A 23,903-nucleotide genomic window follows, 5' to 3' on the forward strand; every position below is an offset into this window, starting at 1 on the left:
CCCTTTCCGCGAATAATACTGAGTTTGTCCAGCCCGAAGCGCGGCAAAGCAGGCTACTGCTTGCACCTGTTCCTCACAACTTCGGCAGGTTGCGCAGAGTCAGAACGCCGCCATTAAAAGCGCGGATTCGCCAGTACGTAAAACAGTCCAGCGGAAAGGCCGATCGTGACCGGCAGCGTCACCAGCCAGGTGAGCACAATGCGGACCATCATGCCGCGCTGCAGACCCTGTCCACCGACCGCCATGGTCCCGGCAATCCCAGACGTGATGATGTGCGTGGTGCTCACCGGCAGCCCGGTGAATCCTGCTGTGCCGATTAGCACGGAGCCGATCAACTCCGCGCTCGCACCCTGGCCCGGTGTCATGTGTTGTTTACCGATCCGCTCCCCAAGCGTGCGGACGACGCGTTTATAGCCGACCATCGTGCCGATCCCCAGACAGAACGCACTCAACATGCGGACCCAGAGCGGTGCATATTGAACCGGCAAGCTCATCTGTTTGAGAAGATCGGCGGCCTCTTTCTTGTCAATCGTGGTAGCCGATTTGACCTCGCCGACATGCTTCATCTGCGACACGACCTCGTAAATCGCACCGCGCATTTGTGCACGTGTTGCACGCTCGCCGTCTGCAGGCGGGTCCGTTGACTGCAATTCCGAAGCCTGCTTTTGCAGCGACGGCTGCGCGTCGCGCAGCATTTTCGCGGCCTGCAACGCGTGAGGCTTGACGTCATCGCCATACTTCTCGATCAGCGGAATCGCTGCGGTGGCATGCGCGCTCAATTGCGTCAGTTGAGCAGTCGCATCTGGATTGAGCGCGTAGGCTGCCGGCAAAAGCCCGATGATTGTCAGCATGATCAGACCAATACTTTTCTGGCCGTCATTGGTGCCGTGAGAAAAACTGACCGATGTGCACGTGAGAATCAGCAGACCCCGCAGCCACCAGACAGGCGGTTGTCCTTCTTTGGGCGGTTCGAACAGGTGTCCACGACGCACGATGAGTCTCAGCAGACCATAGAGACCCCCCGCTAGCAGAAAGCCGAGTACGGGCGATAGCGCGAGTCCTTCGAGAACCGTGATGATCTGCTTCCAGTCCACGCCTTGAACCACACTGCGCGATTTCAGAAGCGCATCGGCAACGGCGACGCCGATCAATGCGCCGATGATGCAATGAGAACTGCTATTGGGAATGCCGAATGCCCACGTGAGGATGTTCCAGAACAACGCCGCCGCGAATATCGACACCAGCATGGGAACGGCAGGCGCGCCGTCGGGTGGCGTCAGCACATCGGGAGGAAGGATCTCGACCAGCGCATAGGCGACGGCAATGCCGCCTACCATCACACCGATAAAATTCAGAAGGCCCGACCAGATGACCGCCTGCACGGGCTTGAGCGATTGCGTGTAGATAACGGTTGCGACGGCGTTCGACGTGTCATGAAAGCCGTTTGTCGCTTCGAATACGAGCACCATGACAAGGCACACCACCAGCATGCCGACGACGATGCCCGAGGACGGGGTGAAGTGAACGAGCATTCGCGCTCCCTTAGGGGTGAAGGGGAAACCTCGCGGATGTCGGCCGATACTGCTCCGTGAATGCGAACAGTCGATCGTAAATTGCTTCCGTGAAGTTTTTATTACACGTGGGGTTAGCCTTAAAATTGCGGCGAACGACGCGGCGCGTCTGTTCAACAACGGGGGCGCCCACGCTTGCGTGCTGGATCGGGTCGCTGTCGTGGCCGGTTCATGCTTCATTTTTTTTGCCAGTTCAGCCCGCAATTCAGGAGTATTTGCCGATGTCGGTTTCGTCATCCGCCACCGAACGCCAACGAAGTTCCGCGCTAATCACGTCGCTGGTCGCGGCCGCCTTATTCATGGAGAACCTCGACGGCTCGATCATCGCGACCGCCTTGCCGCAGATGGCGCAGTCGTTCCACATCAGGCCGGTGGAGTTGAGTATCGGCATCACGTCGTATCTGTTGACGCTCGCCGTATTTATTCCGATCAGCGGATGGATTGCCGATCGCGTCGGTGTCCGCACGGTGTTCGCCACGGCGCTGGCGATTTTCACGGGCGCGTCGATGCTCTGCGGGATGACCGACAATCTCGTCGAATTTACCGGTGCGCGGATTTTGCAGGGCATCGGCGGCGCAATGATGGTGCCGGTCGGGCGGCTCGCCGTATTGCGCGCCACGCCTAAAGAAGAGTTGATGCGCGCGATTTCGATCATTACGTGGCCCGGATTGATCGCGCCTGTGCTCGGACCTCCGCTGGGCGGATTCATCACGACTTACTCGTCATGGCGCTGGATTTTCTATCTGAACGTGCCGCTCGGACTGGCGGGAATCGTGCTGGCGTGGCGGTTCATCAGCACGGAGCGCGACGTGGACTGTCGTCCGTTCGATGTGTTGGGGTTCGTGCTGACCGGTGTCGCGGGCACTTGCGTCATGTACGCGATGGAAGCGATTGGCCGCGCCGGCACGTCGTGGCATACGTCGCTCGTGTTTCTGGCGATCGGTCTCGCGGCCTGCGTGGCGGCGTGGTTCCATCTGCAACGCAGCGCGCATCCCATGATCGATTTGTCGGCGTTCCGGATCAAGACATTCTTGGTGTCGATCTGCGGCGGGTCGCTGTTCAGGATCTCGATTGGCGCAGTGCCGTTCCTGTTGCCGTTGATGTTTCAGGTGGGCTTTGGCATGAATCCGTTTCAGTCGGGCCTGCTGACGCTTGCGGTATTTGCGGGCAATCTGTCGACAAAACTCGTCACGACGCAAATCCTTCGTCGATACGGCTTTAGAACAGTGCTCGTATTCAACGGTGCTTTTGCGGCGCTGACGCTGGCGAGCATGAGTCTGCTGAGACCGTCGACGGCTTCCGGCTGGATTCTGTTTGCATTGTTCATCAGCGGGGTCGCGCGGTCGCTGCAATTCACCGCGATCAACACCCTCGGTTTCTCCGACGTCCCCAAGCCGCAGATGAGCGGTGCGTCGACGTTATCGAGTACGGTGAGCCAGATGACAATGGGGATGGGTGTCGCCGCCGGCGCGATTGCATTGCGGATCGCCGCGTGGTGGCACGGTCACGATGGCCAGTCATTGACGCCTTCCGATTTCAGCATTGCATTTCTGATTGTGACGTTGTTTAGCGTGATTGCCATCGCCGATGTATTTTCGTTGTCACCCGATGCGGGCAATCATGTGAGTGGGCATCGGCGAAGAGGGACGTAGTGATCGGCATGATTCGTTATCGGCGTACCCGCGCGATGCGTTATGAATTTTTGAATACCTGCGAGCGTTGCTGCCGGCGACTTCAGGCAGCGAGCGCACGCACAACCTCTCGTCGAACGTCCGCATTCAGGCACCTGTGCCACTTTCGATATCATTGGAGTTGGTAAGACCACGACAGCGAACCTTCTCGCTGCCGAATCCATCCCATCTCTCACGCCAATGACTATCGAACCATCACCCAAGCTCGATTTTTCCAGGTTTCCGCGTCGGGTACTTCTCGAAGGGCCCACTCCGATCCAGCATCTTCCTCGCTTGAGTGCCGGACTCCGCGGCGTGAACGTTTTCGTCAAGCGAGATGATCTGAACGGGCTGGGTGGGGGCGGTAACAAGTTGCGAAAGCTTGAGTTTCTGATCGGCGAAGCATTGGCCGGCGGCGCGGACACGATCATCACCGTCGGCGCCAGGCAGTCGAACCACGCGCGGCTGACGGCCGCAGCGGCCGCGCGTGTTGGTCTCAAATGCGAACTGGTTCTGACGAGAGCGGTGCCTCGTTTCGACGCCGACTATGTCGACAACGGAAACATTCTGCTTGATGGTTTGTTCGATGCGCACGTGCATGATTTGCCGGGCTCGGCGAACGCACTGCAATTCGCTGAAGATCGTGCGGTCGAGCTGCGTACCCAGGGGCGGAATGTCTATGTATGTCCGCTCGGTGGCTCAAGTCCTGTGGGTTGTCTGGGATATGCAGATTGTGCGGTGGAAATCATCGCTCAATCGAAGGCGATGGGTGTTTCCTTCGATCGCATCGTAGTGCCCAACGGCAGCGGCGGAATGCAGGGCGGGCTGGTTGCCGGCTTGGTCTCGTCAGGCCTGGAGCCGTCGCTTGTCGCCGGGTTCGCCGTGTATGGGCCGGCTGGGCAGGCTCGCTCTATCACGCTTGATAAGGCAAATCAGACAGCCCAACTCATCGATCCGAATCTACGCGTCGACAGTAGCGCAATTTCAATTGATGAATCTCAACTTGGGCAGGGCTATGGAATCCCGACCGACGCTATGCGCGCGGCCGTTCGCCTGCTCGCGTCGACGGAGGGCCTGCTGATTGATCCTGTGTATGGCGGGAAGGCGTTCGCGGGTCTTCTGGAAAGCGTCCGTTCGGGCAACTATCGGGCGGGGCACAATATTCTGTTTGTCATGACGGGTGGTCTGCCAGGCCTCTTTGCTTATCGAAGCGAGTTCTAATTTCTGGCGCCGCAACAAGGGTGGGGTGGTTGCTTTTAAATTGACCCCACGCACCGCGACAATGCCAATAGCTGACCGCTTGTGATCGTGCTAGGATTTTTGCAAACCACCACGGAGACTGCTATGCCGTTCGTCTGCGAAAACGTTGAATGCCGTGCCGTTCTTGCCCGCGGGCAACTCAAGACCATTCACGAAGAACAAGGGTGGTGCTTCTACTGCCCGGACTGCAAAGCACGCAATGAGTTGAAGGACATCGGCGTTCCGGGTGGTCCGGTCGAGTTGACGCAACCAGAGAGTCCGACTTTGCCGCACAAAGTCATTGCGACGGCTCGACCTCTGGAAGACGGCCAGTACGCCGCGCAGTTGCTAATACAACGCGCTTTGCGCACAAAGGGGACGTACGCGGTCGAGGAGCGTTGGGATCAGCTCGGTACGTTCTCTAACCCCCAGGAGGCGATAGAGCACGCAAAGTCCGTTGCGATGGATCGACTAGGGTAGAAGTCGCTCTCACGAACTGGACCTACGGACCGGCCATGGGTTCTGCAGGCGTCTACACATTGTCTTGCTCAAATGGCTTGGCGGCGCGGCGCCTTCGCTGCGCCGCGCCGCTCGCCCGCGATGTGACGCCGCGCCGTCACAGATGCCTGGTTCAGGCAGTACTTCATAGTGAAGGCAGCCTTCTTCGAATACGCGACTGGCGTTGTTATGCGTAGTCCAACGCTCAACGATTAGAGACGTTCATTCCTCGACCGCGTTCAGCCGGTGACGGTCTTCGGCTCACCTCCCCGTGCGGTCATCGAAAACAATTGGTTAGAGTGAGACAGCAATCGTTCTCCGACCGGATCACATAAGGTGATCTTCGACCGGGGAAACGCGTTGTAATCCTCTCCTCGAAAAGAAAAGACACTGATGGATTGCTTCCTTCTTTAGCGGCGAACGATGACCCTAAAGGTATTCATTCTGCAACCGTTAATGGAAGGGACCGCTTTTCGACAGCGGCCAGTATCCATTGTGCTTATAAATCACTAACTTTCGAGGGACCATGAAAAAAATCGCTCTTGCCGCTATCGTCGCAGTTAGCTTCGCCACGTTGGCGGGTTGTGCGGGAACGGGTAACGACTCCTTGCGCTCCGAAACCGAAGCCACTGTTTCGACCAAGATCGCTGAGGGCAAAACGACGAAAGACGACGTACGGACGATGTTTGGCTCGCCGATGAAGACGGAGTTTACGGACGGCGGTCTCGAAATCTGGCATTACGAGTTGACCAAGCTGCACAGCGATGCGGTCAATTTTATTCCGGTCGTCAACCTGTTCGGCACCAGCGCCAGCGGTCAAAAGAAAGAGCTCGTCGTACTGTTCGATTCGCATAATGTCGTTAAGCGCTATTCGATGAGCGAATCCGCCGTTTCGCAAAAGACGGGCATCTTTAATTAATTGATCAGCTAGTCAGCCGCCATCGTCGCCAATCGACGTCAAGCCTGTCCATCCACATAGTGGGCCGCGAGGGTTGGGCGGTGGCTGCAGAGTGAGCCGGTCTGGAGCGGGGTATCCGGGCGGCGCGCTCATTGAGTCGATAAGTCGAAACAAACTGTCTTCGCGCCACTCGGCTTTGCGCAAAATAAAGCCTGTGGTGGCGTCGAAAATCTGTTGTTCATCGGAAAGGCTACAGCAGATCGACCGCTGTCTGTTACCGTCAGACAGCGGTCCGCGAGTAGCAACCATCACTCACGCGGGCTTCGCCAACCGCGATCAGAGCAACCGCAACCCCCCGTCGCATTCGATCACGGCTCCTGTCATGAACGTGTTCTCCATCAGAAACAGCAGCGCGTGAGCGATATCGTCTGCGTGGCCGACGCGTCCCACCGGCAAGGTCTCAGCCTGCTGACGGAACAGATCTGCTCTGACATCAGCGGGGAATCTGTCCCACCAGGCGGTATCGATCACGCCGGGCGACACCGCATTGACGCGCAGCGGCGCCAGTTCGCGCGCGAAGGTGCCGATCATACTTTCGAGCGCGCCATTGATCGCGCCCAGCCCGGCCGTGCCAGGATTGGCAATGCGCGCGGAAATGGCGGTGACGAATGTCAGACTGCCGTCGCGGCGCAGCGCCGGCAGGCCGGCTTGCGCCGCTTCGAGCTGCGGCCAGAACTTGGCCTCGAAGCCACGGCGCAACGCAGCCAGATCGAGTTCGCCAAACCGGCCAGCGCCTTCGCCGCCCGAGAGCGTCAGCACCAGATGGTCGATGGGGCCTGTGCGGCCAAAGAATCGGTCGAGCGCGGCCCGGTCGGTGCAGTCGAGCGCTTCGCCGACCACGCTGCCACGCCCGTCGAGGCCGGCTAGCGCTTTGTCGAGTTTGTCCTGGTCGCGCCCGACCGCGACGACATCGGCGCCAGCCGCGAATAGCCGCGACACTGTCGCGAGCCCCAGGCCCGACGAACCACCCAACACAATGACTTTCTGCGATTGCCAATCCATGCCGTTCTCCTGTCGATGAAAGAGAGGGGCGCTGTCCGACGGGCCATCACATCGCACGTTGTAGCGCTCTCCTTGGGGATAGAATGCGACTCTGGCATCTATCATTCAAATCGTTCATTGCGATGAGCAACATCATTGAAAATGATTTCAGGCGTTTCGACCTGAATCTGCTTCTGACCTTTCGTGCGCTGCTGGAAGAGCGCAGCGTCACGCGCGCCGCGCAACGCCTGTTCCTCGGCCAGCCGGCGGTGAGCGGCGCGCTCAAACGGTTGCGCGAGGCGTTCGGCGACGAACTGTTCGTACGCACGTCTCGCGGCATCGTGCCGACTTCACGTGCGCTCGAACTGGCGCGACAAATCGAGCCCTTCCTCCAGTCGCTGCATCAGGTACTGACACAGCCGTCCGTATTCGATCCGGCGAGCGCGCAGCGCGTGTTCCGCGTGGGCTTGAGCGATTCGCTGGAGGTTCTGATGACACCGGAAATCATGGACCGCCTGACACTCAGCGCCCCTGGCGTGAAGCTGATCGTGCGTCCGACCGATTCGACGCGCGCGGCGGCGATGCTCGACGAGGGCGAGATTGAACTCGCAGTCGGCGTGTTCCCTGAATGCGTGCAGTGGCATCGGCGTCGGTCGTTATTTCAGTGGCGCTTCGTGAGCGTCTACAACCCGCGCCTTGTCAAAACGCGGCGCAAGCGTCTGTCGATGGAGGAGTTTCTGCGTTATCGGCACGTGCTGACGTCGTTTAGCGCCGGCTTGCACGGCTTTGTCGACGAACGGCTGGAAATGCAGGGGCTCAAGCGCAATGTGGTGTTCTCCAGCGCGAATTTCGCCACGAGTCCTTTCATCGTGCGGCGCACGCCGGCGATTGCCACGGTGCCGGACTTCATCGGTCGTGTTTGGCGCGATGCACTGGACCTGGCGATGAGTCCGCTGCCGTTCGATGTGCCGGGCTACGAGGTTTCGCTAATGTGGGCGGCATCCCGCGACCAGGACCCGGGGCTTGCGTGGCTGGCAGAAGAGTTTGCGGGCGCGTTTGAGGGCGGCGCCTGATGGACGTGGCTAAATAGCTCGCAGGATTGCGGCGGTTAACATCCGCTTGAACCCTGCGTTAAAAATCAGATGGTTCTGGCCCGGTTCAAGAGAACACCGCGCGGTGCTCTACACGATCAACCGGGCAAGACGTTCAAGCCGTTCCATTTTGTGCCTTATCTAATCGGCAGAGTCCGCATAATCCGCCGAAAACGCAATCTCCTTCTGCGCCTGCAGCGTTTTCAGGCGTTCGGCCAGTGCTGCGCTAATCGACCCGTAAGCGCCGCCCCCGAGCGTCAAGCGTAATGGCGGATGAGTTGAGTCCGCCGCGACGATCATTGCCGCCACTGTCTTGCCCGCATCTCCGCGAATCGCAAAGCTATTTGAGGCAACCGCGCGCCTGACCTCACCCGCCGGCGTGTCGTCATACTCCGGCATGGACGCAGCATGATCGAGGCCGGCGCCGAACTGCGTACTCGTCGGCCCTGGTTCCACGATCACAAAGTCGATGCCGAACGGCGCGACCTCTTTTGCCACAGACTCGACGAAGCCTTCAATGCCCCATTTGGTCGCGTGATAAAGGCTGAAGTTCGGATACGCAATCTGTCCGCCTTCGGAGGAGACCTGAACGATCCGGCCGCCGCCCTGGCGCCGCAGCAAGGGCAGCGCCGCGCGGATCACCTGGATCGAGCCGGTGAGATTGGTGGCGATCTGCCGGTCTATCTGCGCATCGGTTAGCTCCTCGGCCGCACCGAATAAACCATACCCCGCGTTGTTCACGATTACGTCGATTCGGCCCATCGCGTCGAATGCGTCGGCGACGCAGGTGCGTATGGCGCGAGTGTCCGTGACATCGAGCGTTACGACGCGCAAACGGTTGCCGTGCTGCTTCTTCAGTTCGTCGAGTGGGCCGTCCCGTCGTAACGTGGCGACAACGCGGTCGCCACGTTGCAGCAGTTGCTCCGCGAGCACACGACCGAGGCCCGACGACGTGCCAGTAATAAACCAGGTTTTCATCATGATGGATTTCTCTCGTCAGTCTGATGGAAAAGAGTTGCCTGATTCAAAGTCTAGAACCACGTCATTGGTTCGGGAAGCCGCTATAGTTGGCATGACCTCGTGAAAATTCTTCACCAATGACCAAGCCGACACTTGCCGATCTCACTGCGTTTTCCGCCGTCGCGGCGCATCGCAGTTTTCGCCGCGCCGCCGATTCGCTCGGCGTCTCCCGTTCGTCGTTGAGTCACGCGATGCTTGCCCTGGAGCGCGATCTGGGTGTGCGCCTGCTCAACCGTACGACGCGCAGCGTAGCGCCGACCGAAGCGGGCGAAGCGTTGCTCACGCGGCTTGCGCCCGTGCTTCGCGACCTCGACGAAGCGTTGGACGCGGTCGCCGATGCACGCGGCAACCCAAGCGGCACGCTGCGGATCAATGCCAACGAGAGCGCGGCGCGTCTGTTATTGCGGGCTGCGGTGCCGCGCTTTCTGACGCGTTTTCCGGGTATGGCGCTCGACCTCGTTTCCGAGGGGCGACTGGTCGACATCGTCGAGCAGGGCTTCGATGCCGGCGTGCGGCTCGGCGAGTCGATTCCGCGTGACATGATTGCGGTGCGAATTAGCGATGATCTGCGCTTTGTCGTCGTGGCGGCGCCGTCGTATCTCGCGGGACGAACGCCGCCTGTCGCGCCCGACGACCTGCGCGATCACATCTGCATTCGTCAACGGCTACCGAGCGGCAAGCGCTACCGTTGGGAGTTCAGCAAGCACGGGCAGGAAGTGACGATCGATGTTCCGGGCGCACTCACGCTGGATCACAACGGGCTGATGGCCGAAGCAGCGGCCGATGGGCTGGGCCTTGCCTACGTGCCTGAGTCGACGGCTCGCGACAGGTTGGACGATGGCCGCCTCGTGACTGTGCTAGACGACTGGTGCCCGTTTATTCCTGGGCTCTATCTGTACTATCCGGGGCATCGCCATGTGCCCGCGGGATTGCGGGCATTCATCGACGTGCTGAAAGAGATTGGGCGCGAGCTTTGAGTGAGGTCGAGGTACTCGGCATATGCAATGAAATAACGGCAGCAATCATGCCATTCGTGCCTTAGGCGCTACCGCTTGCGCGACTTTTCCTTATCAGCAGTGGTCTGCGCGGCCGCTTCGTCGCGCTCGCGGCTCCAGTGCTCAAGCAGCGTGCGTGTCTGTTCGCGTACAGTCGATTTGAGTTGCTCGGCATTCTTCGCATCGATGTTTTTCCAGCCGAGCATCGACAGCGTCGAGCGATGCGCGACGTGAAAAACCACCAGTTGTCCATGCAGGCTGAACGTACGGATCAGCGTGACGGGATCGTCGGCGGCACGCCCGGAAATTCGCGCGACGAGTGCCGCGCTCGCATCGTTGAGCGGCTGGCGGATCTTGTTCGTGAGAATTTGCGTCGCGCTTTCCGGCTCATACCCGGCCTGCTCGCGTGCGAAGAATAGCCGCTGGCCAGGCCGGTTCACTTTCTCGAACGCGCGGTCTGCGATCACTTCCTGAATGCCGATAAACGCATCGATCAACGTCGCGGTGTCGGCGTTGGCGCTGAGCACCTGATGCGCGCGGTCGATTGTCGGGCCGACGGTCTTCATGGTGTCGTCGGCGAGCGTTTCGACACATGCCCGATACAGGCCTTCCTTGTTCTCAAAGTAATACTGCAGCGCGGGCGCATTGACGCCGGCGCGGGTCGCGATATCGCGCGTCGACGCGCCGTCGAAACCATGTTCACCGAATAGCTCGACCGCCGCCTCGATGATCCGGTGCCGCGTTTCATCACCACGTGCATAGCCGCCCTCGGGCGCGCGGCGCAGCTTCTTTGCGGTGTTCATACTTTTCTCCGCCTTTCTCTCAAAGACCTCCGAATGACGCGCACCCGGAAAGGAACCGTCAGAAATATATCACTTGACACAATTTTTCCGACTGGAATAATTGTGCCACCTGGAAATAATTGGACCATTGAGATGTCAACCACCGCAGGCTCACCCTCCCGCCCGATCCCCGCCGCAGATGCACCTGCATCCGGCACGCGGCGTCCCACCCGGCGCACGGTGCTGATCGTGCTCGGAGTCGTCGCGCTGATCGTCGGCGCGGTCTGGCTCGCGCGCTGGTGGACAGTGGGGCGTTTTATCGAAAGCACCGACGACGCGTATCTGCAAGCCGACAGCGTCACAGTCGCACCCAAAGTCTCGGGCTACATCACCGAAGTTTACGTCGCAGACAATCAGATTGTTAAGCCGGGCGATCCTCTCGTGCATCTCGACGCCCGTCAGTATCAGGTCGCACTCGACCAGGCGCTCGCCACGATCGATGCGCGCAAAGCCGACATCGCGCGAGCCGAAGCCGACATCAAGCAGCAGCAATCGAATATCGCGCAGACTCAGGCGCAGCAGCAGGTGGCGCGCGTGAGCGCGCAGCATGCGAGCGACGAAGTGCAGCGCTACGCTCCGCTCATCGCGACCGGCGCGGAAAGCAGTGAAAAGATGGCCGAATTGACCAGCACGCGCGATCAGGCGAAGGCCACGCTCGCGGCGAACGCCGCTGCTGTCGAAGCCGCACGCTCGCAGATCGGCTCGGCCACCGCCCAGCTTGCGCAAGCTCGCGCACAACTCGAAGCAGCGCAGGCCAGCGCGCAGCAATCGCAACTCGATCTGGACAACACCGTGGTGCGAAGCGCGCTCGGCGGCAAGGTCGGCGATCGCAGCGTGCGGGTCGGTCAGTATGTGCAACCCGGCACGCGGATGCTGACGGTCGTGCCGGTGCAGAACACCTATCTGCTCGCCAATTTCAAGGAAACCCAGGTGGGCAACATGCGCGTGGGTCAGCCGGTGGAGATGCATGTCGATGCGTTGCCCGGTCATACGCTGCATGGCGTGATCGACAGTTTCTCGCCGGGCACGGGCTCGCAGTTCGCGCTGCTGCCGCCGGAGAATGCAACCGGCAACTTCACGAAGATCGTGCAACGTGTGCCCGTGCGAATTCGCATCGACACGGGGGCGGAAACGCGTAGCGTGCTGTTGCCGGGGCTGTCGGTGACCGTGGATGTCGACACGCGTTCCGCGCGTGACCGCGACGCGCGTATCGACGCCGAGAATCATCGTGGCTGATTCAACCGCCGTGGCACCTGCCGCGCCCAACGCACCTGCCGTGCCCCACGCTGAAGAGCGGGCCAGTGTCAGCGACTGGATCGCCGTCGCCGCGGGCGCGCTCGGCGCGTTGATGGCAACGCTCGATATCTCGATCACGAATTCGGCTCTGCCGCAGATCCAGGGTGAAATCGGCGCCACCGGCACCGAAGGCACGTGGATTTCGACCGGCTATCTGATGTCGGAAATCGTGATGATTCCGCTCGCCGCGTGGCTCACGCGCGTCTTCGGCCTGCGTAATTTCCTGTTGACCAATTCCGCGCTGTTCATCGCGTTCTCGATGATGTGCGGCTGGTCGCACACGTTGCCCATGATGATCGCCGGCCGGATCGGCCAGGGCTTCACCGGCGGCGCGCTGATTCCGACCGCACAGACCATCATCCGTACCCGGCTGCCCATGTCGCAGTTGCCAGTCGGAATGACCATGTTCGGCCTGATCGTGCTGCTCGGGCCGCTGCTTGGTCCGGTCGTGGGGGGCTGGCTCGCGGAGAACATCAGCTGGAGCTGGTGCTTCTTCATGAATCTGCCCATCTGTCTCGCGCTGATGACGCTGCTGATCGTCGGCCTGCCGTCGGATAAGCCGCACTGGGAGGCGTTTCTGAAGGCGGACTGGCTCGGCATCGCCGGCCTCGCGATCGGCCTTAGCTCGCTGACCGTGGTGCTCGAAGAAGGCCAGCGCGAACGCTGGTTCGAATCGCCGATGATCGTCGGGCTCACCTGCCTGTCGCTGTTCGGCATGTGCCTGATCGCCGCGTCGCAGATGACCGCGAAGAAGCCGATCCTGCGTCTGAGCCTGATGCGCAACCCGAATTACGCAAGCGTGATCGTGATTGTGTCGGCAGTCGGCGCGGCGCTCTATGGCGTGTCGTATCTGGTGCCGCAGTTTCTCGGCGTGGTCGCGGGTTACAACGCGGAACAGTCCGGCGCGATCATGCTGCTGTCCGGCTTGCCTGCTTTCATGATCATGCCGGTGCTGCCAAGGCTGCTGGGCAAAGTCGATTTCCGTATTCTGGTGATTACCGGGCTGGTGCTGTACGCGATCAGTTGCATGATCGATATCAGCCTGACCGCGCAGAGCGTCGGACACGATTTCGTCTGGTCGCAACTGATACGCGGCACCGCGCAGATGCTCGCGATGATGCCGCTGAATCAGGCGTCGATGGCGGCAGTGTCGCGTGAAGATTCCGGCGACGCCGCCGGTCTCTACAACATGGCGCGGAACCTCGGCGGCTCGATTGGCCTCGCGATCATCGGCACCGTGATCGACCGGCGCACCACGTTCCATACCGCGATGATCCGCGAATCGGTCAGCGCGAATTCGACGATCGGTCAGGACAGCATCGCCGCGAACGCAGCGAACTGGTTCGCGCAGACCGGCGACATGGCGTACTCGCATCTGCACGCACTTGGTCAACTCGGCGCGCAAATCCAGGTTCAGGCCATCGTGATGACCTATTCGGAAACCTTCTATCTGCTCGGCATTGCGCTGCTCGCGTGCATTCCGCTTGCGCTGCTTCTGAAAACACCGCGCCGCAATGCGCCGCCGCCTTCGTCTGCCGGACACTAATGCCTTCTCATCTCAACATGATGTTCAACCGTCCTTCGTGTATTGCTCTGGCCGCTGCGGCGCTTCTGTCTGGCCTGACCGTGTTGTCGGGCTGCACGGTCGGTCCTGATTATCACGGTGCACCGCAGGTTGCGCGGGACGCGCACAGCAGCGCAACGTTTGTGCGCACGCCGGCCTCCGGCACCAACGCTACACCCGCGCCGAAGCAGTGGTGGCTGGCATTCAACGACGCGCAGTTGAACGATCTGATCGCCGCTGCGTTGGCAAACAGTCCTGATGTCCATATCGCCCAGGCGCGTTTGCGCGAATCGCGTTCACAGTTGCAGACGCAACGCGCTGACGCTTTGCCAAAAATATCCGGCGATGCCGCCGCCATTCGTATGCGCGAGCCGGATCTGAGTTCGCTGAGTTCAGGCAGTTCGTCAAGCTCGTCGGGTTCGTCGGGCAGCAGCGCCGCATCGTCGGGAAGAGGGCCGTTGCAGCTTTACACCGCAGGTTTCGACGCGTCATGGGAAATCGATCTGTTCGGCGGTACGCGGCGCGCAATCGAAGCGGCTTCAGCCGATGCGGAAGCCGTCGACGCCGATCTCGCGGACACCCAGGTATCGCTCGCGGCCGAGGTCGCACAGACCTACATCGACCTGCGCGATCAGCAGACCCGGCTCGAACTCGCGCAGCGTCAGGCCGAGACCGAACAGAAAATGTTGACGCTCACGCAGCAACGCCGCGAGCGCGGCACCGCAGCGGACGTCGATGTCGAGCGCCTGAACACACAGGTTCAGAACACGCGCGCCACGCTGATTCCGCTCGACGCGCAAGTCACCGATTCGCTCGACCGCCTCGCCGTGCTGACCGGCCGCGAGCCTGGCGCGCTGGACGAACAACTCGCCGGCACGCGGCCGTTACCGGCGATGCCCGCGACGGTGGCAGTGGGCGATCCGTCGGCGATGTTGCAGCAGCGCCCCGACATTCGCGCAGCGGAGCGGCGGCTTGCATCGAGCAATGCGCAGATCGGCGAGCACGTGGCCGACTTTTTCCCGAAGGTGACGCTGCTGGGCGATATCAGCTTCAGTGCAAGCGATCCTGGGCATCTGATCCGCAAGAACAATTTCAGCTGGATTGGCGCGCCGTATCTGCAATGGAACGCGTTCGATTTCGGCCGCACGCTGGGCAGCGTGCACGCGGCTGAAGCTTCGCGCGATGAAGCGGAAGCCCGTTATACGAAGACCGTGCTTGGCGCGCTTCAGGACGCGAATTCATCGCTGTCGCGTTATGGGCATCAGCGGGAGCACGTCGTCACGTTGCAGAAGGTGGAGGCGTCCGCGACGCATTCGGCTACGTTGATGCGGCAACGTTATTCCGCTGGCGTATCGACGCTGATCGATCTGCTCGACACGCAGCGCGAAGAATTCACCGCGCAACAGAACGTTGTCGCCGGGCGGGCCGAGTTGCTGAAAGACTTTGTGTCGCTGCAGAAGAGCCTCGGCATGGGTTGGCAGGCGCAGCAGGGCTAACGCGCATCGCTCTCACCCATCCACTACGGCTTGTTTGCCGCCGCGCGTGAAGCATCCCGCTTCTTCGCGGCGGTCCCGCTCAAAATGCAGTCGAGGAAATATTCGGCGGGCCGCGTCAGTTGCAAGCCTGGCGGTGTCAGCAGATAAAGCCGCAACGGCGGCGGCGTTTCTGCCAACGACAACCTGACGAACATTCTGCCAAGCTCCGTTTCATCGAGCGAATGCTGGGTCCATACGAACACCGAATCGGTGTTCACCGTCAGGCTATAAAACAGCGCATACGACGTGCAACGCGTAATGCAATGCGGCGGCGCGAGACCGGCCCTTCCATACATCTCGCGAATAAAGCTCGCGTAGTTCTCGGTGACGTCGGTATGAATCCATTCGGCTTCGCGCAAAGCTTCTAACGAATTCGCACCTGCGTAGATTCCGGCGGACCGGGTCACGAAAACCGTATCGAACGAGAACAGTTCTTTCGCATCGCCTGAAGCGGGGAGCGGTTTGGCGAACGCGGTAAAGGCGAGATCGAGCGTGCGGTTTTGCAGTTGCTCGCTGAGCTGATTAAAGCCCAGTTCGCGAAACTCCAGCGTGACCCTGGGCCAGCGTTTGCGAAACTCGACGAACGCTTCGGTCAAGCCCGCCGTGCCGGTGATCGGCGTCACACCGATCACCAGGTTGCCGTCGCGCAGCCCTTTCAGATGCGCCATATCTTCTTCGGCGCGCTCCATCTCGCGGACCACGGTGCGTGCCCGATTCAGCAAGGCCGTGCCTTCCGCGGTCGGCACGACGCCCCACTGATTGCGTTCGAGTAACTGCACGCCGAATTCGTCTTCCAACTCCCGGATGGCTTTGGTAATGGCCGGCTGGCTGACGTGCAGCGACACGGCCGCGCCCTTGATGCTTCCCGTGGCCGACACGGCAACCAGTGCCCGCAAATGATGAATTTTCATAATGCGGGATATATTACCATTGGTTATGCGCATCACAATTTGTGCTTTTTTATTTTCATCGCGTCTCTCTACGCTCTGTCCTGACGGCTTGATGACAGCCAGCTACGGAGCCACTCATGACGCAGGAATACGCACAATTACTCGCGGAGATTCGCGAGTCGGAACAACAGTTCGTCTCAGTCCGGCGCGATATCCACGCGCACCCGGAACTCGGTTTCGCGGAAACGCGTACCGCTGACCTCGTCGCCAGCAAGCTGCGCGACTGGGGTTATGACGTCACGGTGGGCATCGGCGGGACGGGAGTGGTGGGGCAAATCCGCCGCGGAACATCCGGGCGCAAGATCGGCTTGCGCGCCGACATGGACGCGCTGCCGATCCACGAAGAAACCGGTTTGCCCTATGCGAGCACGGTCGGAAGCACGATGCACGCGTGCGGCCACGACGGACATACGGCCATCCTGCTGTCCGCAGCGCACCACCTCGCGACGCGCGGCAGGTTCGACGGCACGCTGAACGTGATCTTCCAGCCGGCCGAAGAAGGGCTGGGTGGCGCGACGCGAATGATCGACGACGGTCTCTTCACGCGCTTTCCGTGCGACATGGTGTTCGCGCTGCACAACGCCCCCGGTTTGCCGATCGGCCATTTCGCGCTGCGTCACGGCTGCATGATGGCTTCGTCGGACACGGCGACGATCACCGTGACCGGCAAGGGCACCCACGGCGCGACGCCGCAGTTTGGGTGCGACCCGATTGTCGCCGCGTCGAACATCGTGCTGGCGCTGCAATCCATCGTCTCGCGCAATATCGAGCCGACCCGCGCGGCCGTGGTGACGGTGGGCGCGTTCAATGCCGGCTCGGCGGGCAACGTGATTCCGCAAACGGCCACACTGAAACTGTCGGTTCGCGCACTCGACAGCGAGACGCGCTCGATGCTCGAACAGCGCATCCGCGAGATCGCGGACCGGCAGGCGCAAACCTACGGCGCGACCGCCGAGGTCGACTACAAGGCGATTTCTCGACCGCTGATCAACGACCGTCACGCCGCCGGACTCGCGATCGAGACCATCGAAGCACTGGCCGGCCCGCAGTCGCTGACGATGATGCCGGACGCGGTGATGGGCAGCGAGGACTTCTCGTGGATGACCGAGCAGCTACCCGGCTGCTATGTGCTGCTGGGCAACGGCATTGGCTCGACGGGCGGATGCATGGTTCACAACCCGTCGTATGACTTCAACGATGCCGCGCTGAGCTGGGGAGCGGCGTATTTCGCCGCGCTTGGCGAGCGCTACCTGCACGCAGGCTAATCCGCCGATTTTTTACGCGACACCACGAGACACCACGCGTTTCACTGGAGCGCGCGTTTTCCGACCAACCAGAAATGAGTTCATCAATGGCCACAAGAAGCCTTCGGATTTTCAACAAGACCAACCCGCAGTCTGTGTTCTCCTGGTGTTCCACGACAGCATCGAAGCGCCCCGGCCGCACGCTAGTGCGGGCCGCGTTACACACAGCGGTGCTTGCCACGCTGGGCGTCGCCGGTCAGGGCGCGTGGGCGTCGGACTCGTTCTTCAACGATTATTTCGTGGGCATTCCGTACGCCGGCCTGAATGCATACAAGCCGGGCATCACCCTGTACGGCGCGGTCGACGAGGCGGTGGGCTTTACCAAAGGCGCGCAAACCGCATTCGTGCAGCAAAGCGGTGGCGAATGGACGTCGAAGTTCGGCTTTTACGGGGTCGAAGATCTGGGCGGCGGCTACCGCGCGCGTTTCAATCTCGAAAGCGGCTTCAACGCGTCGAACGGCGAACTCGGCACGGCCAATACACTGTTCAATCGGGAGGCGTGGGTGTCGATTGGTTCGCGCAATACCGGTGAACTGAAATTCGGCTTGCAGGACGATGTCGGCGTGCCGTTGTTCGTCGATATCTTCGGGCAGGTCGGCACGGTGTCAGCCGTCGCGTTTCTGACCGCGTGGGTGTATGACCTCGGTCCGGGCGCAAGCTACCAGCCGGCGCGTTTGCCGAACGCGATCAGTTATTCGACACCGTGGTTCGGGCCGTTCAATGCGCAGCTTGCGGTGTCGCTGGCGAGCCAGGGAAGCACGGCGCCGACCGTGACCACACGAGCCGTCGCGCTTAACTACTACGACGGACGCGTGTTCGGCACGCTCAGCTATCTGGGTAACTACGGCCTCAATGCGCTGACGACTTCGTCCTATGTCCGCACCGACAACTTCGCAGCAGGCGCGGTGTACGACACCGGCCACTACGTGCTGTCGGCGGGATACAGCTTTCTCGCGCCGCGTCTTGCTGGCGACCGCGTGGCCTCGCTTTACACAGCGGGTGGCCTGTACCGGTATCAGCGCAACGATTTTCGCGCGGAACTCGCGTATCGCACGGTGGGCGGCTTCAGCGATCACTCGTATGGCGTGACGCTGGGCTACGACTACAACCTGTCGCAGCGCACGGCGCTCTATGTGCGTGGCTCGATGATCACCAACACCGGTTCGACGCCACCCTATGGCCGGTACCCAGGCGAACAGCCGATCGTCGACAACATCAACACGACCTACACCGGGTCCAACGGCGCGCTTGAAAACTATCAGTCGCCGCGCGTCGTGCTGGTCGGCATGTACCACAAGTTCTAGAGAACGCGGCGCCACCGGCGTCATCCCTGCATGAGGAGATAAAGCATGAAAGCAATCAGGATAGCGGGCGCAGTGCTGTTGATGGCAGGTTGCATCAACGGCTATGCGCAGGGTGCGAGCGCCGCGGATTCGGCTTCGGTCGAGGCTTCCGCGTCAGCGCCGGCCAATGCTGCAAGCGGTGCCGTATCGAACCGGCAACTGGCCGCGTCGGTGCGCAGTGCGTTACGCAGTGCGCACCGTCATGGCCTGAAGTCCAGCTATATTCGCGTGCGCGCCAACGGCGGTGTCGTGACGCTGACTGGCGTCGTGGCCGACGACAGTCAGATCGGTCTCGCTACCAGTGTTGCGCAGCGCGTGCCCGGCGTCAGTTCGGTCGTCAACAAGCTGAAACTGCGCGTGGTGGCAGGTGTGAAAGGCAGCGAATAAGCGCCGATCGATGCCGCAGGTCTGCAACCACGCCGCTGTATTCCGCGGCGGCGGACCACGACAGCGGGCCTGCGGCGCGCGTTGTTAGTCGTTGGCAGGCGCGTTTTTTAATTCATCTTTGGGCGTGTCACGTTATGAACGCAGCAAACCAGTCCGGCACCGTCGCGCACGCGACGTCATCCCGCCGCTCGATCCGCTCGACGATCGTCGCGGCCGCGCTCGGCAATGGGCTCGAATTTTTCGACTTCACGGTCTATAGCTTCTTCGCCGCGCTGATCGGCAAGCTGTTCTTTCCCGTCGATAGCGAACTCGGCTCGCTGATGTTGTCACTGGCGACGTTCGGCGTCGGCTTTGTCGTGCGTCCGCTCGGCGGGATCGTGATTGGTGCGTATGCCGATCGCGCGGGACGCAAACCGGCGCTCGTGCTGACCGTGCTGATGATGGCGCTCGGCACCGGCGTGATCGGCTTCGCGCCGACCTTTGCCAGCATTGGCTATGCGGCACCCGTGCTGATCGTCTGTGGGCGTTTGCTGCAAGGATTCTCGGCGGGCGGCGAAGTGGGCGCGGCGACGACGCTGCTAATGGAGTCCGCCGGCACCGGGCAGCGCAGTTCGCTGGTTAGCTGGCAGATGGCGAGTCAGGGCGGCGCGCTGCTCGTGGGCGCGCTCGTGGCCGTGACGCTGTCGAAGAGCCTCTCGCATGAAGCGCTGTTGTCGTGGGGATGGCGCGTGCCTTTCCTGATCGGCTTGCTGATCGGACCGATTGGTTTTTATCTGCGGCGGCATCTCGACGATACGCTGCCCGTCGAGCGCAATACGGCAAGTCCGAAGCAGCGGGTGCGTCTGCCGCTCAGGCAGATTGTCGCCGGGACGATGCTGGTGATCGGCGGCACTGCGTCGATGTACACCATCGCGTTTTTTCTGCCTTCGTTCCTGACGTTGACGCTTGGGATGCCGTCCGCTGTATCGGCGCTCGCCGGATGTATGGCGGGTATCGTGCTGCTGGTCGGCTCGCCGTTCGCGGGACGGCTGGCGGATCGTGTGCCCAGTCGCAAGAAGCTGCTCTACGCGGTGTCGATTGTGTCGCTGCTGTTGCTGTTGCCGGCGTTCCACGTCATCCGGACGTGGCCTTCGATCGGCACCGTGCTGGCCGTCGTGTTCGTGCTGATCGGGCTGATGACGCTGTCGGGTCCGGCAGGGTTCGTGATGATTCTGGAAGCGTTGCGTCCCGAAGTGCGGGCGACCTCGCTCGGCATCATCTATGCGCTTGGTGTGACGGTGTTCGGTGGCTTCGCGCAGTTGATCGTCAGTTACCTGTGGCGGATCAGCGGAAGCTTCTATGCGCCCGCGTGGTATGTGCTGGGCTGCGGGGTGGTGAGTCTGGCGGGCCTGACGATGTTTGGCGAAGCGAAGCAATAAGCGCCGCTTGCGAGGTTTGATGCAAGGGCGCCGGATCTGCCCGGTTGCTCGCGAAACAACGGAAGATCCGGCGCCCTGGGCCAGCCCTGCGGATTAAATGCGTCTACCGGGGTTATGCGTTGACCGGAAAGTCCTCGGCATCGACGTCATAACCCGACGGTTCCCAGCGAACTGCCAGCAAGGCCAGCAAGCCGCACAACGGCGCAAACGCGATGATCCAGAAAACCCGCGTGTTCAGCGCGGCGGCCAGCACGGGAAACAGAAAGAGCGATGCCGCGGAACTCGCGCGCATCAACGTCTGATTGAAACCGACGCCGACGCCGCGCAGCGAGGTCGGATAGCTCAACGACGCGAAGGTCATGGTGTGCGAACCCGGTCCGACGCCCTGACCCAGCAGGAACGTCGCGAGCAACGCGACGGCCGCGACCACCTCCGGCGTCGACGCCGGGCGTCCCACGATCGCCAGACCCACCAGTGCGATCAACTGGAGCGTGTAGCCCAGCACGGTCAACTTCCACGCGCCGACCGTCGGCACGATCCGAACCGCAATCAGACCGCCGACGAACGCGAAACCAAGATTTAGCGCGAGGGACGCGAGGATCGTGGTCAACATCGACTGGGCGAGAAAGCTGGAAATGATGACCGGCAATCCGAACGCGACCGCGTTGTACGCGAAGGCCGACGCAATGCCGGTGACCGTTGCCAGCACCGTTCGCTTCAGATAAACACCGCGCAGCAGCGCGCCGTAGTTGCGCCACGAGGCCGTGCGAGCCGGCGCGCGATCGGCAGCGTCTGCATCCTGCACGACGTCCGCGTCGATCCCATACGAACGCTTCAGAATGCGCGCGGCCCCTTCGAGGTCACCCTGATTCGCGGCCCAAACCGGTGATTCGCTGATATAGCGGCTACGAACCGCAATGATGATGAGCGCGGGCACGGCGCCGAAACCGAGAATCAGGCGCCACAGCAAACCCGAATGGCTAGCCGGCAGCGTCGAATAGAAACCCAGCACCAGCAGATACGAAATGCTGATCGCGGCATACCAGACCGGACACCAGGTCGCGATACGCGAGGCCTTGTTGCCGCGCCCCGACAGTCGGGAGAACTCAGCGAGAAAAGCCATCGCGACAGGCAGGTCGATACCGACGCCGAGACCCATCACGAAGCGCGCGCCGCCGAGCACCCACGCGTTCGGCGCGAAAGCACAGGCGAGCGCCGCGACCACGAAGAAGAACATGTCGGCCATGAAAACGCGATAACGGCCGATCTTGTCGGTGAGAAATCCGCCGAAGAACGCGCCGAAGATGGCGCCAAAGGTGATCGCCGATGCGACTAGCCCCGTACCGGCCGGCGTTAGCGAAAATTCGCGGGCGACGTCTTTGAGGCCAAACGCAAGCGCGCCGAGATCGTATGCATCGAGAAAAACACCGCCGAGCGCGATGGCAACGACGATGCGCGCATTGCTGCCGGCCGCCGCTCCCCGATTGACGAGATCTGACACGTCAGACGCGCGACGGATGACAGGCTTTGCGGGCCCGGTAGGCGAAACAGCGGGCGAAGAGGGCGCAAAGGTGGTGGACATGCGTAGACAGCCGAAAAAAAGCGCAATCGTAACCTCGCAGCAGGGCCCGCACAAATCCACATTGGTTATTTGCTAATGGATGTCGCGGCAGAGAAACACGTCGGTTTCATCAGACGTAATGGCTAAATGCAGCGTTTTGCGGGCGTGGCGAGAATCAGTCATGGTGCGGAACCAGGCGCGCAACCGGCGGTTGATATGCGTCACACGCATAAATTGATTTTTTTAATGAATTTGTGCGAACCGTGAGATTACGGTCGAATGTCAGGTTTTGCGCGCCGGACGTGACCCGCGAGGCCGCGCAGCCGTCGATTTGACGCCGCACACCGATTTTAAAAAGAGTGAAAAGGAACCCATGAAAACCATGCTTGCAAGCCTGACGATGGCGCTTCTCGCCGTGTCGTCCGGCAGTGCGATGGCGAAGGACTGGTCGACCGTGAAGTTCGGTGTCGACCCGAGCTATCCGCCGTTCGAATCCAAAGCCGCCGACGGCAAACTCGTCGGCTTCGACATCGATCTGGGCAACGAAATTTGCCGCCGGCTGAACGCGAAATGCGTGTGGGTCGAAAATTCGTTCGACGGAATGATTCCGGCGTTGAAGGGCCGCAAGTTCGACGGCGTGCTGTCCACCATGTCGATGACGCCCGCGCGTCAGGCGCAGATCGCGTTCTCGTCGAAGGTATTTCGTATTCCCACGCGCCTCGTCGCAAAGAAGGGCTCGACGATCGTGCCGACGCCGGAATCGCTGAAGGGCAAGCGGATCGGCGTCGAGCAGGGCTCGATTCAGGAGACGTATGCGAAGACGTACTGGGAGCCGGTCGGCGCAACCGTCGTGTCGTACCAGGATCAGGATCAGGTCTACTCGGATCTGATTGCAGGCCGTATCGATGCATCGTTGCAAAACGCAGTGCAGGCCGACGTCGGGTTTTTGCGCGCGCCGCGCGGCAAGGACTTCGCGTTCGCCGGCAGTCCGCTGTATGACGCAAAAACGCTGGGCAGCGGCACGGCAATCGGTTTGCGCAAGGAAGATACCGACCTGAAGGCGAAGATCGACAAGGCTATCGCCGACACGCGCGCCGACGGCACGTATGACAGGATCGCGAAAAAGTATTTCGACTTCGACGTCTACGGTCAATGATGCCGGCACTGGGCCGTGCTAGTGAGTGGCGGGCCGGGTCGCTTGCAGATCGGTAATATGGTGTTGCTTCGTGAGGGCCTGACTATCCGGTCAGGCCCATCGTTCAGAGACTCCCAGGATTGCCGATGAAAACCCCCCTCAAGGCTGTGTTGTTGTGCGCGCTAATGGCGCCGATGCTCGCGTCGGCGCAAACCGGTGGCTGTGACGCGAAACGTGAATCGCTGGAAAAGGAGATTGCGTACGCTCGCGCGCACGGCAATGCGAAGCGTGTCGACGGTCTTGAGACTGCGCTCAAGCAGATGAACGCGCACTGTACAGAGGCTTCGCTGCGCCGCGACAGCGAGCGCAAAATCGCGTCTGCGCAGAAACACCTGGACGAACGCGAAAGGGATCTGCAGGAAGCTAAAGCTCAGGGCAAGAGCGCGAAGAAAATTGCCGATCGTCAACGCAAGGTGGATGAAGCGCACGCCGATCTGGAGCGCGCGCTAATCGGAACTCACAACTGAGAGAAAGGGCGGCGTGGC

21 protein-coding genes are annotated in these 23,903 nt (G+C 61.2%); 15 read left to right on the plus strand and 6 right to left on the minus strand.

The annotated features are described in order from the left end of the window. Window positions 1-113 precede the first annotated feature (113 nt). Window positions 114-1,532: an inorganic phosphate transporter gene (locus tag LMG28727_RS21205; protein WP_201644269.1), complete on the minus strand. Its 1,419-nt coding sequence runs from the start codon at window positions 1,530-1,532 to the stop codon at window positions 114-116. A 260-nt stretch (window positions 1,533-1,792) separates the two neighbouring features. On the opposite strand from LMG28727_RS21205, the gene LMG28727_RS21210 reads away from it, so the two are divergent. The 4 genes from LMG28727_RS21210 (at window position 1,793) to LMG28727_RS21225 (ending at window position 5,897) form a co-directional block, all read left to right on the plus strand. Then, a complete protein-coding gene (locus tag LMG28727_RS21210) occupies window positions 1,793-3,223 on the plus strand; it encodes an MFS transporter (protein WP_201644270.1) in 1,431 nt (476 codons plus the stop codon). Between the two features lie 219 nt (window positions 3,224-3,442). After that, on the plus strand, window positions 3,443-4,462 hold the full coding sequence (locus tag LMG28727_RS21215) for a D-cysteine desulfhydrase family protein (RefSeq protein WP_201644271.1): 1,020 nt from the start codon (window positions 3,443-3,445) through the stop codon (window positions 4,460-4,462). A gap of 123 nt (window positions 4,463-4,585) precedes the next feature. Further along, entirely contained in the window at window positions 4,586-4,960 is a 375-nt protein-coding gene (locus LMG28727_RS21220) for a hypothetical protein (RefSeq protein ID WP_201644272.1), read from the plus strand. 544 nt (window positions 4,961-5,504) lie between these two features. After that, entirely contained in the window at window positions 5,505-5,897 is a 393-nt protein-coding gene (locus tag LMG28727_RS21225) for a hypothetical protein (protein WP_201644273.1), read from the plus strand. Between the two features lie 315 nt (window positions 5,898-6,212). On the opposite strand, the gene LMG28727_RS21230 is transcribed toward LMG28727_RS21225, so the two are convergent. Further along, window positions 6,213-6,938 (minus strand): SDR family oxidoreductase, encoded by a 726-nt coding sequence (locus LMG28727_RS21230; protein ID WP_201644274.1) that lies wholly within the window; start codon window positions 6,936-6,938, stop codon window positions 6,213-6,215. A gap of 122 nt (window positions 6,939-7,060) precedes the next feature. On the opposite strand from LMG28727_RS21230, the gene LMG28727_RS21235 reads away from it, so the two are divergent. Beyond that, a complete protein-coding gene (locus LMG28727_RS21235; RefSeq protein WP_201644275.1) occupies window positions 7,061-7,990 on the plus strand; it encodes a LysR family transcriptional regulator in 930 nt (309 codons plus the stop codon). A gap of 159 nt (window positions 7,991-8,149) precedes the next feature. Here LMG28727_RS21235 and LMG28727_RS21240 read toward each other — a convergent pair whose 3' ends face one another. Continuing rightward, window positions 8,150-8,989 carry an SDR family oxidoreductase gene (locus LMG28727_RS21240; RefSeq protein WP_201644276.1) on the minus strand — a complete coding sequence of 280 codons (840 nt, stop codon included), beginning with the start codon at window positions 8,987-8,989 and terminating at the stop codon, window positions 8,150-8,152. Window positions 8,990-9,105: 116 nt separating this feature from the next. Here LMG28727_RS21240 and LMG28727_RS21245 point away from each other — a divergent pair, with 116 nt between their 5' ends. Continuing rightward, entirely contained in the window at window positions 9,106-10,005 is a 900-nt protein-coding gene (locus LMG28727_RS21245) for a LysR family transcriptional regulator (RefSeq protein WP_201644277.1), read from the plus strand. Window positions 10,006-10,073: 68 nt separating this feature from the next. Here the strand turns inward: LMG28727_RS21245 and LMG28727_RS21250 are convergent, their stop codons facing one another. Further along, complete coding sequence (locus LMG28727_RS21250) at window positions 10,074-10,826, minus strand: CerR family C-terminal domain-containing protein (RefSeq protein WP_201644278.1); 753 nt, start codon at window positions 10,824-10,826, stop codon at window positions 10,074-10,076. Between the two features lie 132 nt (window positions 10,827-10,958). Here LMG28727_RS21250 and LMG28727_RS21255 point away from each other — a divergent pair, with 132 nt between their 5' ends. Genes LMG28727_RS21255 through LMG28727_RS21265 form a run of 3 tightly spaced genes read left to right on the plus strand, consistent with a single transcriptional unit; the run spans window position 10,959 to window position 15,221 of the window. Beyond that, entirely contained in the window at window positions 10,959-12,101 is a 1,143-nt protein-coding gene (locus LMG28727_RS21255) for an HlyD family secretion protein (protein WP_236592167.1), read from the plus strand. Further along, window positions 12,094-13,707: an MDR family MFS transporter gene (locus tag LMG28727_RS21260; protein WP_236592169.1), complete on the plus strand. Its 1,614-nt coding sequence runs from the start codon at window positions 12,094-12,096 to the stop codon at window positions 13,705-13,707. Before LMG28727_RS21255 ends, LMG28727_RS21260 begins: the two co-directional genes overlap by 8 nt. Continuing rightward, the gene (locus LMG28727_RS21265) at window positions 13,707-15,221 is read left to right on the plus strand and encodes an efflux transporter outer membrane subunit (protein ID WP_236592171.1); all 1,515 of its coding nucleotides are present in this window, start codon (window positions 13,707-13,709) and stop codon (window positions 15,219-15,221) included. The genes LMG28727_RS21260 and LMG28727_RS21265 overlap by 1 nt, the downstream gene beginning before the upstream one ends. 23 nt (window positions 15,222-15,244) lie before the next feature. Here the strand turns inward: LMG28727_RS21265 and LMG28727_RS21270 are convergent, their stop codons facing one another. Next, window positions 15,245-16,171: a LysR family transcriptional regulator gene (locus LMG28727_RS21270; protein WP_201644279.1), complete on the minus strand. Its 927-nt coding sequence runs from the start codon at window positions 16,169-16,171 to the stop codon at window positions 15,245-15,247. Between the two features lie 116 nt (window positions 16,172-16,287). Here LMG28727_RS21270 and LMG28727_RS21275 point away from each other — a divergent pair, with 116 nt between their 5' ends. The 4 genes from LMG28727_RS21275 (at window position 16,288) to LMG28727_RS21290 (ending at window position 20,662) form a co-directional block, all read left to right on the plus strand. Beyond that, window positions 16,288-17,475, plus strand: a complete 1,188-nt coding sequence (locus LMG28727_RS21275) for a M20 aminoacylase family protein (RefSeq protein ID WP_201644280.1) — start codon at window positions 16,288-16,290, stop codon at window positions 17,473-17,475. Window positions 17,476-17,561: 86 nt separating this feature from the next. Then, window positions 17,562-18,818 (plus strand): porin, encoded by a 1,257-nt coding sequence (locus LMG28727_RS21280; protein WP_201644281.1) that lies wholly within the window; start codon window positions 17,562-17,564, stop codon window positions 18,816-18,818. Between the two features lie 45 nt (window positions 18,819-18,863). Next, window positions 18,864-19,244 carry a BON domain-containing protein gene (locus LMG28727_RS21285; protein ID WP_201644282.1) on the plus strand — a complete coding sequence of 127 codons (381 nt, stop codon included), beginning with the start codon at window positions 18,864-18,866 and terminating at the stop codon, window positions 19,242-19,244. A 134-nt stretch (window positions 19,245-19,378) separates the two neighbouring features. Beyond that, window positions 19,379-20,662, plus strand: coding sequence for an MFS transporter (locus LMG28727_RS21290; protein ID WP_201644283.1), 1,284 nt, complete (start codon window positions 19,379-19,381; stop codon window positions 20,660-20,662). Between the two features lie 112 nt (window positions 20,663-20,774). Here the strand turns inward: LMG28727_RS21290 and LMG28727_RS21295 are convergent, their stop codons facing one another. Beyond that, window positions 20,775-22,244, minus strand: a complete 1,470-nt coding sequence (locus LMG28727_RS21295) for an MFS transporter (protein ID WP_201644284.1) — start codon at window positions 22,242-22,244, stop codon at window positions 20,775-20,777. Window positions 22,245-22,596: 352 nt separating this feature from the next. Between LMG28727_RS21295 and LMG28727_RS21300 the strand changes: the two genes are divergently transcribed. Both LMG28727_RS21300 and LMG28727_RS21305 read left to right on the plus strand, forming a co-directional pair. Beyond that, a complete protein-coding gene (locus tag LMG28727_RS21300; protein WP_201644285.1) occupies window positions 22,597-23,379 on the plus strand; it encodes an ABC transporter substrate-binding protein in 783 nt (260 codons plus the stop codon). Between the two features lie 125 nt (window positions 23,380-23,504). Further along, window positions 23,505-23,885, plus strand: a complete 381-nt coding sequence (locus LMG28727_RS21305; RefSeq protein ID WP_201644286.1) for a DUF1090 domain-containing protein — start codon at window positions 23,505-23,507, stop codon at window positions 23,883-23,885. The last annotated feature ends 18 nt before the right edge of the window (window positions 23,886-23,903 follow it).

Source organism: Paraburkholderia metrosideri, assembly GCF_904848625.1.
GTDB classification, from domain to species: Bacteria; Pseudomonadota; Gammaproteobacteria; order Burkholderiales; family Burkholderiaceae; genus Paraburkholderia; species Paraburkholderia metrosideri.